Origin of the sequence: Yersinia mollaretii ATCC 43969 (assembly GCF_013282725.1) — a bacterium.
GTDB classification, from domain to species: Bacteria; Pseudomonadota; Gammaproteobacteria; order Enterobacterales; family Enterobacteriaceae; genus Yersinia; species Yersinia mollaretii.
The window spans coordinates 773848-789778 of record NZ_CP054043.1 but is presented as its reverse complement, the minus strand read 5'-3'; the positions used below and the strand labels follow the sequence as shown (position 1 = coordinate 789778).

The following is a 15931-nucleotide window of genomic DNA, read 5'->3' as shown; positions in this document are numbered from 1 at the left end:
TATACTAGGCCGTTATATTTTCTATTCGCAATAAAGGTAAAGAACACTCTTCATGGTCGCAAAAAAACCAACCAACAAGATGACAGAGCCACGAGACCGCCAGATGGAAGGGCTGAAGCTCCCGCCTCATTCGCTGGAGGCGGAGCAGTCCGTGTTGGGCGGTTTGATGCTGGATAACGAGCGCTGGGATAACGTGTCAGAGCGCGTCGCCAGTAATGACTTTTTCAGCCGTCCGCATCGCCGAATCTTTACTGAAATGCAGCGCTTGCTAGAAAACAGCAAGCCGATCGACTTGATTACCTTGTCTGAGTCACTGGAGCAAAAGGGCGACTTAGATTCAGTGGGCGGGTTTGCCTATCTGGCAGAACTGTCAAAAAACACGCCAAGTGCGGCGAATATCGGTGCCTATGCGGATATCGTGCGCGAACGTGCTGTCGTCCGTGAGATGATCTCGGTGGCGAATGAGATCGCCGATGCGGGTTATGACCCTCAAGGGCGTAGCAGTGAAGACCTGCTGGATCTAGCTGAATCCAAAGTTTTCCAGATAGCCGAAAGTCGCGCCAGCAAAGATGAAGGGCCGAAAAGTGTCGATCAAATCCTCGAAGCCACTGTCGCGCGAATTGAACAGCTCTATCAGCGTCCCCATGATGGCGTCACCGGTGTTTCAACTGGTTTTACTGATTTAGATAAAAAAACGGCGGGGTTGCAGAAGTCAGATTTGATTATTGTCGCGGCGCGTCCATCCATGGGGAAAACCACCTTTGCGATGAACTTATGCGAAAATGCCGCGATGATGCAGGAAAAACCGGTATTGATCTTCAGTTTGGAGATGCCCGGCGACCAGATCATGATGCGTATGTTGGCGTCACTGTCACATGTCGATCAGACCCGCATTCGTACCGGACAGCTTGATGATGAGGATTGGGCGCGTATCTCCAGCACCATGGGGATATTGATGGAAAAGCGCAATATGTACATTGATGACTCCTCTGGCCTGACCCCCACTGAAGTGCGCTCCCGCGCCCGACGAATTTTCCGCGAACATGGCGGTTTAAGCCTGATCATGATCGACTACCTGCAATTGATGCGGGTGCCGTCGCTGTCGGATAACCGCACCTTGGAAATCGCCGAAATTTCGCGCTCCCTGAAAGCCTTAGCTAAAGAGCTGCAAGTGCCAGTAGTGGCGCTGTCGCAGCTTAACCGTAGCTTGGAGCAGCGCGCCGATAAACGGCCCGTTAACTCCGACTTACGTGAGTCCGGCTCGATTGAGCAGGATGCGGACTTAATCATGTTTATCTACCGTGATGAGGTTTATCACGAGAACAGTGATGAGAAAGGGATCGCACAAATTATTTTGGGTAAACAGCGTAACGGCCCGATCGGCTCTGTTCGACTGAAATTTAATGGTCAATGGTCGCGTTTCGATAACTATGCTGGCCCGCAATACGACGACGAATAGTGAATATCCCCTGAGTTTTGCAGCATCAGGGGGCTAGCGTCGTTTACTCATCTGAATCACTGACTTGAGTCAATTCATTGAGATGCGTCCACTTGCTGTTGACCAGCAACGCCAATTTCTTTGGGTAAAATATCAATAACTAAGGATAAGAAATGAAAGCGGCAACCGCAGTCATTGACCGCCGCGCTCTGCGACATAACTTGCAACAGGTGCGGCGCATGGCGCCACAAAGCCGCCTGATTGCTGTTGTGAAAGCAAACGCTTATGGCCATGGGTTATTAGAAATAGCACATACTTTGCAGGATGCCGATTGCTACGGCGTCGCGCGGATCGGTGAAGCGCTGATGCTGCGTTCCGGCGGGATTGTCAAACCGATTTTGCTGCTGGAAGGCTTCTTTTCTGCAGAAGATCTGCCGATTTTGGCCGCGAACCGCATTGAGACAGCGATTCACAGTATTGAGCAACTGGAAGCGCTGGAAGCTGCCGATCTCCCCGCACCGATTAATGTCTGGATGAAACTGGATACTGGGATGCACCGCTTAGGTATCCGCCCAGAACATGCGGAAGCTTTTTATCAGCGTTTAAGCACATGCCCTAATGTTATTCAGCCAGTCAATATCATGAGCCACTTTAGTCGCGCGGATGAGCCGCAAGTGGAGACCACGCGTCAGCAACTGGCCTGTTTTGATGCCTTTGCCACCGGTAAACCCGGTAAGCAATCTATTGCAGCATCCGGCGGTATTTTGCTGTGGCCAGAAGCGCACCGTGATTGGGTTCGCCCCGGGATCATACTGTACGGCGTTTCGCCGCTGGATGAACCTTACGCCAGCCATTTTGATCTATTGCCTGCTATGGCATTGAAATCTAGCCTGATTGCAGTACGTGAACATAAAGCTGGCGAGCCTGTAGGCTATGGTGGCACTTGGGTCAGTGAGCGAGATACGCGCTTGGGTGTGGTGGCGATTGGCTATGGCGACGGTTATCCGCGCAGCGCTCCATCAGGTACGCCGATGTGGCTCAATGGCCGTGAGGTGGGTATCGTCGGCCGGGTTTCGATGGATATGATTTCAGTCGATCTTGGGCCGGATGCCAGCGACAAAGTGGGTGATGAAGTGCTGCTCTGGGGGGCTGAATTACCCGTCGAGAGAGTCGCGGCTTGTACCGGTATCAGCGCCTATGAATTGATCACTAAGCTGACCTCCCGCGTCGCGATGGAATATCTGGGTGAATAAGGTATAAGGGTATAGATAAAATTATTATTGATAAAAATGATGATTGATAAAGGAGAGCAGCGCCGTGTTCCAGAATGTTGACGCCTATGCAGGTGACCCCATCCTTTCACTGATGGAAAGTTTTAAAGCCGACGACCGAGTACATAAAGTCAATTTGAGTATCGGGCTTTATTACAACGAGCAAGGTGAAATCCCGCAGATGCAGGCGGTGGACATCGCTGAAGCACAATTGAACGCTCAGCCGCACGGAACTCCGGTTTATTTGCCGATGGAAGGTTTGCAATCCTACCGCACGGCGATTCAGCAGTTACTCTTTGGTCATGATCATCCGATGCTGGCTCAACAACGCGTCGCGACGATCCAAACCGTGGGAGGCTCTGGCGCACTGAAAGTGGGCGCTGATTTCCTTCATCACTATTTCCCTGATTCACAGGTTTGGGTCAGTGATCCCACGTGGGAAAACCATGTCGCTATTTTCGGTGGTGCAGGGTTTACGGTGAATACTTACCCCTATTTTGATGATGAAAAACTGGGCGTAAAATTCGATCAAATGCTGGCAACATTGCAGCAGTTACCCGCCAGAAGCATCGTATTGTTGCATCCATGCTGCCATAACCCGACGGGTTCAGATCTGACCAATGCACAGTGGGATCAGGTGATTGAAGTGGCTAAAGCGCGGGATCTGATCCCGTTTCTGGATATCGCGTATCAAGGTTTTGGTGCTGGGCTGAATGAAGATGCTTACGCCATTCGTGCCATGGCGGCAGCAGAGTTGCCGTGTCTGGTGAGTAACTCCTTCTCCAAAATTTTCTCTCTGTATAACGAGCGGGTCGGTGGTCTGTCCGTGGTGTGCGAAAGTGAAGAAGCGGCGGGTCGCGTATTGGGGCAACTGAAAGCCACGGTGCGCCGTAACTACTCTAGTCCGCCAAACTTTGGTGCGCAGGTGGTTTCGAAAGTGCTGCATGACAGTGAATTGCGAGCGAAATGGCAGGCCGAAGTGGAGCAGATGCGCCTGCGAATTATTGAAATGCGCAGCACATTGGTACAAGCCTTAAAAGCATCGCTACCTAATCGTAATTTTGACTATTTGCTGCAACAGCGCGGTATGTTCAGCTATACCGGTTTTAGCGCAGAGCAAGTGGATCGCCTACGTGAAGAGTTTGGTGTGTATCTGATTGCCAGCGGTAGGATGTGCATGGCGGGCGTCAATCACAGTAATGTCCAGCGCGTAGCTGCGGCTTTTGCTGCCGTACAGTAATTGCGCCTTGAGGTATTGCTGATAGCTCAGTGAGTGAAGGGTTTACCGCACCTAGGGGCGCTCCGGTGGCTCACGCCACTACGACCCCAACGGCACGATTCCCCTTCATTTGATTTTGGCATCAGTCTGAAGGCGCATTCATTGCGCCTTTTTCTTTTATTTTTTCTGCCCACTTTCCGCGACTTATCCTCATCTCCTCTCTATTTATCCGCCAGCGAATGGCTGTAAATCGATTAAAGAATATACTAATAATGTGGCTGGTATAGGCCAAATGATCATTCATCGCTCACAGTAAATCTTGAGTTATAGGTGCAAGCTGGCTTTTCAGCCTATCGCTGTTTCGATGGATTGAATGCTTTTATGGAATACATAACTTATGAGGCCCTTTCGCGAGACGGTATCGGCCCATGACAGGAGATGACCCAATGAATAATTCCGCATTATTGGAATACTGCATGTCCAAGCCAGGAGCTGAGCAGAGTGATCATGAGGCGTGGCAGGTTAATCAGATTAAAGTCGCAGACGTGATGTTTGCCATGGTGGGTGAGACCAAGGGCCGCCCCTCTATTTCATTGAAAACCAGCCCTGAATTGGCGGAGCGCTTACGGGAGCAACATCCGGAGATCGTGCCGAGTGAACACTTGAATAAAGCGCACTGGAACACGGTGTTTCTGGATGGCGAATTACCGAATTCACAGTTTTATTCGTTAATTGATCGCTCTTATCAGTTGGTTTTGCAGGGGTTGCCGGAGCAGCGGCGGCAGGAATTAGTGATGTAATGACAAGAAATAGCCTCTGGAGCAACCCGATGGTTACCCCAGAGGCGAGTGCAGCTTGATGCGCTATTTACGTTGCAGCAGCGGTTTCAGGAAGCGGGCCGTATGTGATGCAGCGCACTCTGCGACGGTTTCTGGTGTGCCGGAGACTAATATCTCGCCACCGCCACTGCCGCCTTCTGGCCCCAGATCGACAATCCAATCCGCTGTTTTAATGACATCCAGATTATGCTCAATCACCACGATGGTATTGCCCTGATCCCGCAATTGATGCAACACCGCCAGCAACTGCTGAATATCAGCAAAATGCAGGCCGGTGGTCGGTTCGTCCAGAATATAGAGCGTCTGTCCGGTGCCGCGCTTCGACAGTTCACGCGACAGTTTAACCCGCTGCGCTTCGCCACCTGATAAGGTGGTCGCCGATTGCCCCAGACAAATATAGGAGAGGCCGACATCCATCAATGTTTGTAGCTTGCGAGCCAACGCGGGCACAGCATCAAAGAACTCACGCGCTTCTTCGATGGTCATCGCCAACACTTCGTGGATACTCTTACCTTTGTACTTCACTTCCAGTGTTTCACGGTTATAACGCTTACCTTTACACTGGTCACAGGGCACATAGATATCCGGCAGGAAGTGCATCTCAACTTTAATCACCCCATCGCCCTGACAGGCTTCGCAGCGCCCCCCCTTCACGTTAAAGCTGAAGCGGCCCGGCGTATAACCACGGGCGCGTGACTCAGGGACACCCGCGAAGAGTTCACGAATTGGCGTAAAGATGCCGGTATAGGTCGCTGGGTTTGAACGCGGTGTCCGGCCAATCGGGCTTTGGTCGATATCGATCACTTTATCGAAATGCTCCAACCCCTGAATATCGCGGTAGGGCGCAGGTTCATTGGTGGTTGCGCCATTCAACTGGCTTTGGGCAAGGGAGTATAAGGTATCGTTGATCAGCGTCGATTTACCGGAGCCAGAAACCCCAGTAATGCAGCTAAATAGCCCGACAGGCAGTGTTAGTGTGACATCTTTCAGGTTATTGCCGCTGGCACCAATCAGTTTTAACACTTTGCTCGGGTCACCCGCGACCCGTTGCGCTGGAATCGCAATTTCTCGCTTGCCGCTGAGGAACTGGCCGGTCAATGAATTTGGCGCGGCCATAATGTCATCTACCGTGCCCTCTGCCACCACTTCACCCCCATGCACACCGGCACCGGGGCCGATATCAATCACATGGTCTGCGGCGCGGATCGCATCTTCATCGTGCTCCACCACAATCACGGTGTTACCCAGATTGCGCAGGTGAATCAATGTTTCCAGCAAACGCTCATTATCACGCTGATGTAAGCCAATAGAAGGTTCATCCAGCACATACATCACACCAACCAACCCCGCCCCAATCTGGCTGGCGAGTCGGATACGCTGTGCCTCGCCACCGGAGAGGGTTTCGGCTGAGCGTGACAATGACAGATAATTCAGCCCGACATTCACCAGAAACTTCAGCCGATCACCAATCTCTTTCAGTATCTTCTCGGCAATTTGCGCCCGCTGACCACTCAATTTCATATTCTGGAAGAAGGTCAGTGCATGGCCAATGCTCAGTTCGGAAATCTCTGGCAATGTGGTGTTTTGGACAAAGACATAACGGGCTTCTCGGCGCAGACGTGTGCCGCTACACGAGGCACAGGAGCGATTGCTGATAAATTTCGCCAGCTCTTCGCGCACCGCACTGGATTCCGTCTCTTTATAGCGGCGTTCCATATTGTGCAGCACCCCTTCGAAGGGGTGACGACGCACGGTGGTATCACCGCGATCGTTAATGTATTTGAACTCAATGGTCTCTTTGCCGGAACCGTACAACACCGCTTTTTGTGTTGCGGCATCCAGCGAGTTAAAGGGCGCTTCAATATCAAACTTATAGTGATCCGCCAGTGAACGTAGCATCTGGAAGTAATAGAAGTTGCGACGATCCCAGCCACGGATAGCGCCACCCGCCAGAGATAATTCTGGATTTTGCAGCACACGGTCGGGATCAAAAAATTGCTGCACGCCAAGGCCATCACAGGTCGGGCAGGCACCCGCCGGATTGTTAAAGGAGAACAGGCGCGGCTCCAGCTCACTCATACTATAGCCACAAATCGGGCAGGCAAAGTTGGCGGAGAATAACAACTCTTCGGCGTGAGGATCGTCCATATCCGCCACGACGGCAGTCCCGCCGGATAACTCCAATGCGGTTTCAAATGACTCGGCCAGACGTTGCGCCAGATCTTCACGCACTTTGAAGCGATCAACCACCACTTCAATGGTGTGTTTCTTTTGCAGCTCTAATTTCGGTGGATCAGAGAGATCACAAACCTCACCGTCGATCCGCGCCCGGATGTAGCCCTGCATCGCCAGATTTTCCAGCGTTTTGGTATGTTCGCCTTTGCGATCTTTTACCACCGGCGCGAGTAACATTAGGCGGCGTCCTTCCGGCAGGCTGATGACGTTATCGACCATCTGGCTGACGGTTTGGGCTGCTAGCGGGACATCATGATCAGGGCAGCGCGGTTCACCGACGCGGGCGAACAGCAAACGCAGATAATCATGGATTTCAGTGATTGTCCCCACAGTGGAACGCGGGTTATGGGAGGTCGATTTTTGCTCAATGGAGATGGCCGGCGAGAGACCTTCAATATGGTCAACATCCGGTTTTTCCATCAGCGATAGAAATTGGCGCGCATAGGCGGAGAGAGACTCAACATAACGGCGCTGCCCCTCGGCATACAGGGTATCAAAAGCCAGTGAGGACTTGCCTGAACCCGATAGACCGGTGACAACAATCAGTTTGTCGCGTGGGATAATCAGGTTGATATTCTTAAGATTATGGGTGCGAGCGCCCCGAACTTCGATATTATCCATTCAAACATTTCCCGGATTTGCTGAGCCTCTCACTGCGTCCGTTTGCTATGAAAGCACACTTCAGAAAAAGCAAAAAAGTGTGCTATACAACGCCAAAAACAGGACGCAGCCAGTACGAAACGGATAATTATGACACAAAAAAACCTGAATGGATATCCAGTATCTGAGTGCAATTAAGACAGATTACGCGATAAATCTGTAACGCATTACGCAGTTATGATCTGTTGTGCCGTTTGGTGGTTAGCGTGTTAAACTTACTCGTTTATACTGTACAAAATTTACTTCATCAGGAGAGTTCACATGGCCAGCAGAGGCGTAAACAAAGTGATTTTGGTCGGGAATTTGGGCCAAGACCCGGAAGTCCGCTACATGCCTAACGGCGGCGCTGTTGCCAATATCACCCTGGCGACTTCCGAAAGCTGGCGTGATAAAGCAACCGGCGAGCAGAAAGAGAAGACGGAATGGCACCGTGTGGTGTTGTTCGGCAAACTGGCTGAAGTTGCGGGTGAATATCTGCGTAAAGGCTCTCAAGTCTATATCGAAGGCGCTCTACAAACCCGTAAGTGGACAGATCAGGCGGGTGTTGAGAAATACACCACTGAAGTTGTGGTTAACGTTGGCGGCACCATGCAAATGCTAGGTGGTCGTCAAGGCGGCGGTGCTCCGGCAGGGGGTGGCGCCTCACAAGAGGGCGGCGCGCAAGGCGGTTGGGGTCAACCTCAGCAGCCACAAGGTGGCAACCAGTTCAGCGGCGGCCAGACTTCACGCCCAGCGCAATCTGCGCCAGCAGCACAGCCGCAAGGCGGCAATGAGCCACCAATGGATTTCGACGACGATATTCCTTTCTGATCCCTGTTTTTAAAAACAGAGAAATCAATAAAACCCAGTGTAATAGCTGGGTTTTTTGTATGGGGTTATCAATAAGCTGTAAATGCAAAATACAACTCATAGGCTGTAATTCACCAATACAACCTAACGACTGTAATTTGACGATAATGCAGAATAATAAAGTGTTAACGCCTACTCGACTATAATCATCTCTCTGCCGTTGTAACTCTTTCTGTTACCTATCATATGGAGCTTGGTTATGGTCATTGTTCACCATCTAAATAATTCACGTTCACAGCGTATTTTGTGGATGCTCGAAGAGTTGCAAGTCCCCTATGAGTTGAAGCGCTATCAGCGCGACTCGGGTAGCTTGTTGGCTCCCCCTGAACTGAAAAAAATTCATCCGCTGGGTAAATCTCCGGTCATTACTGACGGCGATCTGACTCTGGCGGAGTCCGGTGCGATCATCGAATATTTGCAGGAAGCCTATGATGCTCAAGGGCTGTTTAAGCCAACCGGCCATTATGATCGCCAGCAGTTTCGCTACTGGATGCACTATGCGGAGGGTTCACTGATGCCACTGCTGGTGATGAAGCTGATCTTCAGCCGATTGGGTGGGCCGCCAGTGCCGTGGATAATCCGTCCGGTTGCCAAGGCATTGGGCGAAGGGGTGCAGAAAAATTATCTGAATAAGCAAATTACCACGCACCGCGACTATCTGGAGCAGCATCTCACTCAGCATCGGTGGTTTGCTGGCAGTGATTTCAGTGCGGCAGATATCCAAATGAGCTTCCCTATCGAAGCGATCAATAGCCGTGGCGGCCTTGAGGGCTTCCCGAAACTGCAAGATTTCTTAGTGCGGATTCATCAGCGCCCCGCCTATCAACAGGCGATTGAGAAGGGCGGTGCCTACAAATTGGAGAGCTGACTATCGGCTATTTAGTATCCAAGTTCACTCAGGGCCAACGGGTGTGAGTCAGCTCACACTTTCGTTTGGCATTGATTTGATGCTCACGGACAAATTAATGTTAAAAAATGCATTAAATGTCGCGTTCTGGTGTTGATTAGTCACTGCTGTTGGCTAGATAATCGTTTGCCTTAAATTACATCTGCCCTAAATCTCGATTTTTTTTCAGTCATGCGCACTTCCAGCTAATCGATTGCTATTTCCTCCGTCATCTTGGCGTTGGGGGGATTGATGAGTTAATCGGCAGGGACGGAAACGATTACGTAGGGAAAGGGCGCTTGGCTTGCTGACGACTTTATAATGACACACACAGGGGACATAACCATGTCTAGCACCAATCCTCAAACGAACTCGGCAGCAAAGCCAAAAAGTTCGCTTGATGCATTTTTCAAGATCAGTGAACGTGGCAGTAATGTACGCCAAGAAGTGCTGGCCGGTCTGACGACCTTTTTGGCGATGGTCTACTCGGTCATCGTGGTGCCAAGCATGTTGGGCAAAGCGGGCTTCCCGCCAACAGCGGTGTTTGTCGCGACCTGTCTGGTGGCGGGCTTAGGTTCTCTGTTGATGGGCTTGTGGGCGAATTTGCCGATGGCGATTGGTTGCGCTATCTCATTGACCGCGTTTACTGCATTCAGTTTGGTATTGGGCCAACACATCAGTATTCCTGTGGCGCTGGGTGCCGTATTCCTGATGGGGGTACTGTTTACCATTATCTCCGTCACCGGTATCCGCTCATGGATATTGCGTAACTTGCCGATGGGCGTGGCGCACGGCACCGGCATTGGTATCGGCCTGTTCCTGCTGCTGATTGCGGCAAACGGTGTCGGCTTGGTAATCAAAAACCCGATTGAAGGTTTGCCAGTGGCGCTGGGCGCATTTACCTCTTTCCCGGTGATTATGACGTTATTGGGTCTGGCGGTGATTTTCGGTTTGGAAAAACTGCGGGTGCCGGGTGGCATTCTGCTCGTGATTATCGGCATCTCAGTGATTGGTCTGATTTTTGACCCTAGTGTGACCTATCAAGGGCTGTTTGCTATGCCAAGTCTGGCGGATGCTAACGGCGACTCGTTGATTTTCAGCCTCGATATCATGGGTGCACTGAAACCTGTGGTGCTGCCAAGTGTGCTGGCGTTGGTGATGACTGCGGTGTTTGATGCCACAGGCACCATCCGCGCGGTGGCGGGTCAGGCCAACTTGCTGGATAAAGATGGCCAGATTATCAGCGGCGGCAAAGCGCTGACCTCTGACTCCGTCAGCAGCATCTTTGCCGGTTTAGTGGGCGCGGCCCCTGCTGCGGTGTATATCGAATCTGCGGCGGGTACGGCGGCAGGCGGTAAAACCGGTATGACCGCAACCGTGGTCGGTGTGCTGTTCCTGTTCATGCTGTTCCTCTCGCCGCTCTCCTATTTGGTTCCTGCTTACGCCACGGCTCCGGCCCTGATGTACGTGGGCTTGCTGATGTTGAGCAATGTGTCCAAACTGGATTTCGACGATTTTGTTGATGCGATGTCCGGCCTGCTTTGCGCCGTGTTTATCGTGCTGACCTGTAATATCGTGACCGGTATCATGCTGGGCTTCAGCTCACTGGTGATTGGCCGTATCTGTTCCGGCGAATGGCGTAGACTGAACATCGGCACCGTGGTTATTGCGGTTGCGCTGGTGGCATTCTATGCAGGCGGTTGGGCGATTTAAGCTCACGACTATTGGGGACGCCCTGTCCCCAATAGTGCCAATGCGGCGATAACCGCACTTCTCTGTTTTTTCCTGCACTCTGTTACCGTTTTTTTCCCCGTTTAATAAAAAAGTGATCTACTATCAAAAGCTACGCGTTGGCCCTGACGACGGGCGAGTTTGATTGTTAGGTAGTGTTGAGTTGAGTCTAAGGAAAGCATGGAAATCTTTTTTACAATCCTCATTTTGATTCTGGTGGTGTCGCTCTCCGGCGTGGTCACCCGAATGTTGCCGTTTCAAATCCCCCTCCCATTGATGCAGATTGTCTGTGGTGCCTTGTTAGCTTGGCCCCACTTTGGTTTGCATGTCGATTTTGACCCGGAACTCTTCTTGGTGCTGTTTATCCCGCCGCTGCTCTTTGCTGATGGTTGGAAAACACCGACGCGGGAGTTTATTCATCACGGGCGGGAGATATTGGGTCTGGCACTGGCCTTGGTGCTGGTCACCGTGGTGGGTATCGGCTATCTGATCTACTGGATGGTGCCGGGTATTCCGCTGGTGGCGGCCTTTGCACTGGCGGCGGTATTATCGCCAACGGATGCCGTGGCGCTATCCGGTATCGTGGGGAAAGGGCGCATACCGAAATCAATTATGGGCGTGCTGGAAGGGGAGGCGTTGATGAACGATGCTTCCGGTCTGGTGGCGCTGAAGTTTGCCATTGCGGTGGCAATGGGCACCATGATATTCACTGTGTCCGGTGCCACATTGGAGTTCCTGAAAGTCGCCATCGGCGGCCTGCTGGCCGGGGTTGCGGTCACTTGGCTCTACAGTAAATCGCTGCGCTTGATGAGCCGCTGGAGTGGCGATGACCCGGCGACACAAATCGTCTTGCTGCTGCTGTTACCTTTTGCCTCTTACCTGATTGCCGAACATATTGGCGTCTCCGGTATCTTGGCCGCCGTGGCGGCGGGTATGACCATCAGCCAATCTGGCGTGATTCGTAATGCCCCACTGACAATGCGGTTACGTGCTGACAGTGTCTGGTCGATGCTGGAGTTCGTGTTTAACGGCATGGTGTTTATCCTGTTGGGCCTGCAACTGCCGGGGATACTGGAAACCTCGATCGTGCAGGCGGAGCTGGACCCGACCATCCAAACTTGGAATCTGTTTGCGGATGTTGCCATCATTTATGGCGCATTGCTGGTGCTGCGCTTTAGCTGGCTGTGGATGATGAAAAGATTCAGTAAGCGTTTACTGAAGAAGCGGCCACTGGAGTTTAGCAACTACACCACGCGCGAGCTATGGGTGGCGTCGTTCGCGGGGGTGCGTGGGGCGATTACGCTGGCAGGTGTGCTGTCGATTCCGTTATTCCTGAGCGATGGCTCAGCTTTCCCCTCTCGTTATCAATTGGTGTTTATCGCCACGGGAGTCATCCTGCTGTCGGTCATCGTCGGGGTCATTGCCCTGCCGCCGTTACTGCGCGGTGTGGTCATGGCAGACAAGAGTGCCAGCCGTGAAGAGATTCGCTTAGCCCGGGCGGCAGCGGCGGAAGTGGCGATTGTCAGTCTGAACAAGATGGAAGAGCGGCTGGCGGCCAGCAGTGAGGAGAATATCGATCCTGAGCTGCTTAAAGAGGTCAGCTCACGGGTCATCGGCACTTTGCGACGGCGCACCGGCAGTAAGGATGAAGTCGAGAACACCTTATTGATCGAAAATCTAGAGCGGCGTTTCCGTTTAACCGCGCTGCGGGCCGAACGTGGCGAGCTGTATCACCTGCGCGCCACCCAGAAAATCAGTAACGAAACCCTGCAAAAACTGTTGCATGATCTGGATCTACTGGAAGCACTGCTGATCGAAAAAGAGGGGTAGTTTCTCCCTAATCCGGCTGCTGTTTGGCGGCCGGATTGATCTCAACCAATGAACCATTGGGCCAAAATTCACGGCAGCGGCTAATCCACGCCTGCGCACTGTGAGAAAGATAACTTCCCTGTCGCCAAATCAACCCCAACTGCCACGGCATTTCTGGTGCTAACTGCAGCCATAACAGCGCTTTTTTATCCAACCGCTGGCAAATCGGTTCCGGCAAAATGGCGATCCCGACATGGGCTTGCACCATGGCGGCTAAAAAGTCCCATTGACCACTGCGAACGGCGATTTTGGGAATAAAACCCGCAGCAGTGAAAGCCTCCATTAACTGGCGGTAGAGGGCGAAGTCCTCGTTATAAATCAGGATTGATTGGTCGGCCAACTCGGGAATAGTGATGGTGGTGCGGTTCAGCCAGAACGCGGTACGTGGCACTACCACACAGAGTGGATGGCTGAATAGCGGCAGTGCAGTCAGTGGTAGACCAGCATCAGCGGGAAGGGCGGTGAGGGCCAAATCTAGTTCGCCGGAGAGCACCGCCTGTTGTACGGTTAAGCCGCCAAACTCGGCAATTTGCAGCTCTACACCGGGGTAACTTTGGCGAAATTCACTGATCAGCACCGCCATTTGGGTGCCGACCATCGGCGGAATCCCTAGACGCAATTTGCCCTTCTTCAATGAGGCAATATCTTCCAGCTCCGCTTCCAACTGTTGGAATTGGTCGAGGATCGCCAGCCCGCGCTGATACACCGCTTGCCCGCTGTCGGTCAGATGCAGGCGGCGACCCTCACGAATCAACAAGCTGCACTCCAACTCATTTTCCAGATTGCGCAGCATTTTGCTGATGGTGGGTTGGGTGACAAAAAGCTTCTCCGCCGCACGGGTGAAACTCTGCTGGCGTACCACTTCGACGAAATAGCGTAGCGTTCGGATATCCATCGGTTTTTCCTGTCAGTCAGCGGAACCATTGCCTAAATATAAAGTATGCCATTTAGGCATGATTGCGATGATTTTAATTCATTTTTTGCAAGGTTGTCTGCGGCCTATACTGAGCACTGACACAATTTCCCACTGGGGTTTCTCATCATGTTGTTGGCGTTACGCAGTTTTGCGCCGTCGCTTCTCACGCGCTTACAGGTACCGGTTCAAGTGGCGCTGTATGCGGGCTTATTTATCATTGCTGATCAGTTGGTTAGCCTCTTTCATCTGCCCTTGCCCGCCAATATTGTCGGCATGTTATTACTGCTCGCCATGATTATGCTGCGGATTCTGCCCGTGCGCTGGGTACAGGCCGGGTCGCGCTGGCTGCTGGCCGAAATGCTGCTGTTCTTTGTTCCTGCGGTGGTGGCGGTGGTGAATTATGCCCAGATGATCATGGTCGATGGCTGGAAAATTTTCGCCGTGATTGCCGTCAGCACTACACTGACTCTCGCGGCTACCGGATTAGTGGTTGATCGCGTTTACCGCTTTGAGGTGTGGCTACAACGCCGCAAGTCTAATCGCCATGAATGATTTTATTATCAGCATCGCCTGTTTTCTGGCGACACTGGCACTCTATTTTGCCAACAAAAAACTCTATCGCCGCCGCCGCTCCTTGCTGCTAATGCCCTTGGTGCTGACGCCCATGGTGTTAGTGCTGCTGCTGGTGGTCACCCATATCTCTTATCAGGATTATATTGGTGAGACGCATTGGTTGCTGTGGTTACTGGGGCCAGCAACCATCGCTTTTGCTGTACCGGTGTATGAGAATTTGTCGATTATTCGCCGCCACTGGTTATCACTCACTGCAGGGGTGATAACTGCCGTCACTGTGGCAGTGGTCAGCTCGGTGTGGTTGGCGAGGCTACTCACTCTGTCGGAAGAGGTGCAACGCAGTTTGGCGGTGCGCTCCATCACCACGCCTTTTGCGCTGGAAGCGGCTAAACAACTGGGCGGGCAACCTGATTTGGTGGCACTGTTTGTGGTGATAACAGGGGTATTTGGGATGGCGGTTGGGGACTTGCTGTTTCTGCGCTTATCTGTGCGCAGTGGGTTGGCAAAAGGCGCGGGCTTGGGCGCCTCCTCCCACGGCGCGGGCACGGCGAAAGCTTATGAGATGGGGCAGCAGGAGGGCGTTGTCTCCAGTTTGGTGATGATGCTGGCTGGTATCATTACGGTGATTGCTGCCCCGCTGATGGGGCATTTATTGTGGTAAAAAAGCTCTCCGGCAAAAGAGATCCTCGGTAAAACAGTAGCTCTGCTAATCGCCATTGGCTTCTTTCGGCATAAAGAGGAAAGAGCCTGTGCGGTCAAAGAAACTTTGAGGAATATAATTATTAATATTTTTTGCATCACAATACTCAATAATTTGCCGTTTGCTGGAGACCCCCGCCTTGCGATAAATATTTTGGATAATATTGCAGACTGTTCTATTTGACAGGAAAAGTTTATTAGCGATCTCCGCACTAGCGTATTCGTGTAGAAGATAAAATAGGACTTCCCACTCTCTTTTTGAAAATAGAGTAGAGGGTGGCGTAAAGATAAGCGATGTGGGCGTTTTTATTTTTGTTAAACGTATTAATGTTGTATTTTCCACTGGTCGACCATGAAATACAGTTCCAACAGAGACACCATTGCCATCGATTAAGGGGTACTTATCAAAAAACCAAGGTTGAACATAGGACTCCCCCCCAAACTCATGTATTTCAAGTGAAGTTACGCGATCTTTCTCTAACTCCACTTTTCGGTCATGTGCTTGAAATTCGGCCTGAAAATCTGAGGTTGGTGCGGGGAGTTCGCCGTCTAATCGCCCCTCGACACAAAAGTTATCAGGTAAAGCCAGTAATTTATTATATTTATTATTTGCATAAACAAACCGCGATTCATTATCTTTAACACCCCAAGGCTCGGAGCTGTGCTCCCAAAATCGTATTGAAACACTCAGTGCTTGTAATATATGTTTATCCATCTTATTTATCTCCTGTTAATTTGTTGAATTA

13 protein-coding genes are annotated in these 15931 nt (G+C 51.6%); 10 read left to right on the top strand and 3 right to left on the bottom strand.

All coding sequences use genetic code 11. The annotated features are described in order from the left end of the window. Positions 1-52 precede the first annotated feature (52 nt). The 4 genes from dnaB to HRD69_RS03430 all read left to right on the top strand — a co-directional run bounded on the left by dnaB (position 53) and on the right by HRD69_RS03430 (position 4728). Positions 53-1459, top strand: a complete 1407-nt coding sequence (gene dnaB, locus HRD69_RS03445) for a replicative DNA helicase (protein ID WP_004876397.1) — start codon at positions 53-55, stop codon at positions 1457-1459. Positions 1460-1611: 152 nt separating this feature from the next. Then, complete coding sequence (gene alr / locus HRD69_RS03440) at positions 1612-2691, top strand: alanine racemase (protein WP_004876399.1); 1080 nt, start codon at positions 1612-1614, stop codon at positions 2689-2691. Positions 2692-2755: 64 nt separating this feature from the next. Further along, complete coding sequence (locus tag HRD69_RS03435; protein WP_004876403.1) at positions 2756-3949, top strand: amino acid aminotransferase; 1194 nt, start codon at positions 2756-2758, stop codon at positions 3947-3949. 425 nt (positions 3950-4374) lie between these two features. Continuing rightward, positions 4375-4728: an MmcQ/YjbR family DNA-binding protein gene (locus HRD69_RS03430; protein ID WP_004876407.1), complete on the top strand. Its 354-nt coding sequence runs from the start codon at positions 4375-4377 to the stop codon at positions 4726-4728. Positions 4729-4791: 63 nt separating this feature from the next. On the opposite strand, the gene uvrA is transcribed toward HRD69_RS03430, so the two are convergent. Beyond that, the gene (uvrA, locus tag HRD69_RS03425; RefSeq protein ID WP_004876409.1) at positions 4792-7623 is read right to left on the bottom strand and encodes an excinuclease ABC subunit UvrA; all 2832 of its coding nucleotides are present in this window, start codon (positions 7621-7623) and stop codon (positions 4792-4794) included. A gap of 300 nt (positions 7624-7923) precedes the next feature. On the opposite strand from uvrA, the gene ssb1 reads away from it, so the two are divergent. From ssb1 to HRD69_RS03405, 4 genes are all read left to right on the top strand, one after another. Then, on the top strand, positions 7924-8472 hold the full coding sequence (gene ssb1, locus HRD69_RS03420; RefSeq protein WP_004876410.1) for a single-stranded DNA-binding protein SSB1: 549 nt from the start codon (positions 7924-7926) through the stop codon (positions 8470-8472). A 238-nt stretch (positions 8473-8710) separates the two neighbouring features. Next, a complete protein-coding gene (locus HRD69_RS03415; protein ID WP_004876412.1) occupies positions 8711-9379 on the top strand; it encodes a glutathione S-transferase family protein in 669 nt (222 codons plus the stop codon). A 363-nt stretch (positions 9380-9742) separates the two neighbouring features. Then, positions 9743-11110, top strand: coding sequence for an NCS2 family permease (locus HRD69_RS03410; protein ID WP_004876414.1), 1368 nt, complete (start codon positions 9743-9745; stop codon positions 11108-11110). A 198-nt stretch (positions 11111-11308) separates the two neighbouring features. Further along, a complete protein-coding gene (locus tag HRD69_RS03405; RefSeq protein ID WP_032815128.1) occupies positions 11309-12958 on the top strand; it encodes a Na+/H+ antiporter in 1650 nt (549 codons plus the stop codon). A gap of 7 nt (positions 12959-12965) precedes the next feature. On the opposite strand, the gene HRD69_RS03400 is transcribed toward HRD69_RS03405, so the two are convergent. Further along, entirely contained in the window at positions 12966-13892 is a 927-nt protein-coding gene (locus HRD69_RS03400; protein WP_004876419.1) for a LysR family transcriptional regulator, read from the bottom strand. Positions 13893-14039: 147 nt separating this feature from the next. Between HRD69_RS03400 and HRD69_RS03395 the strand changes: the two genes are divergently transcribed. Next, positions 14040-14465 (top strand): CidA/LrgA family protein, encoded by a 426-nt coding sequence (locus HRD69_RS03395; protein ID WP_032815129.1) that lies wholly within the window; start codon positions 14040-14042, stop codon positions 14463-14465. After that, positions 14458-15147 (top strand): LrgB family protein, encoded by a 690-nt coding sequence (locus tag HRD69_RS03390; RefSeq protein WP_032815130.1) that lies wholly within the window; start codon positions 14458-14460, stop codon positions 15145-15147. Before HRD69_RS03395 ends, HRD69_RS03390 begins: the two co-directional genes overlap by 8 nt. Positions 15148-15192: 45 nt before the next feature. Here HRD69_RS03390 and HRD69_RS03385 read toward each other — a convergent pair whose 3' ends face one another. Further along, a complete protein-coding gene (locus HRD69_RS03385; RefSeq protein WP_004876428.1) occupies positions 15193-15900 on the bottom strand; it encodes a helix-turn-helix transcriptional regulator in 708 nt (235 codons plus the stop codon). Positions 15901-15931 lie beyond the last annotated feature (31 nt).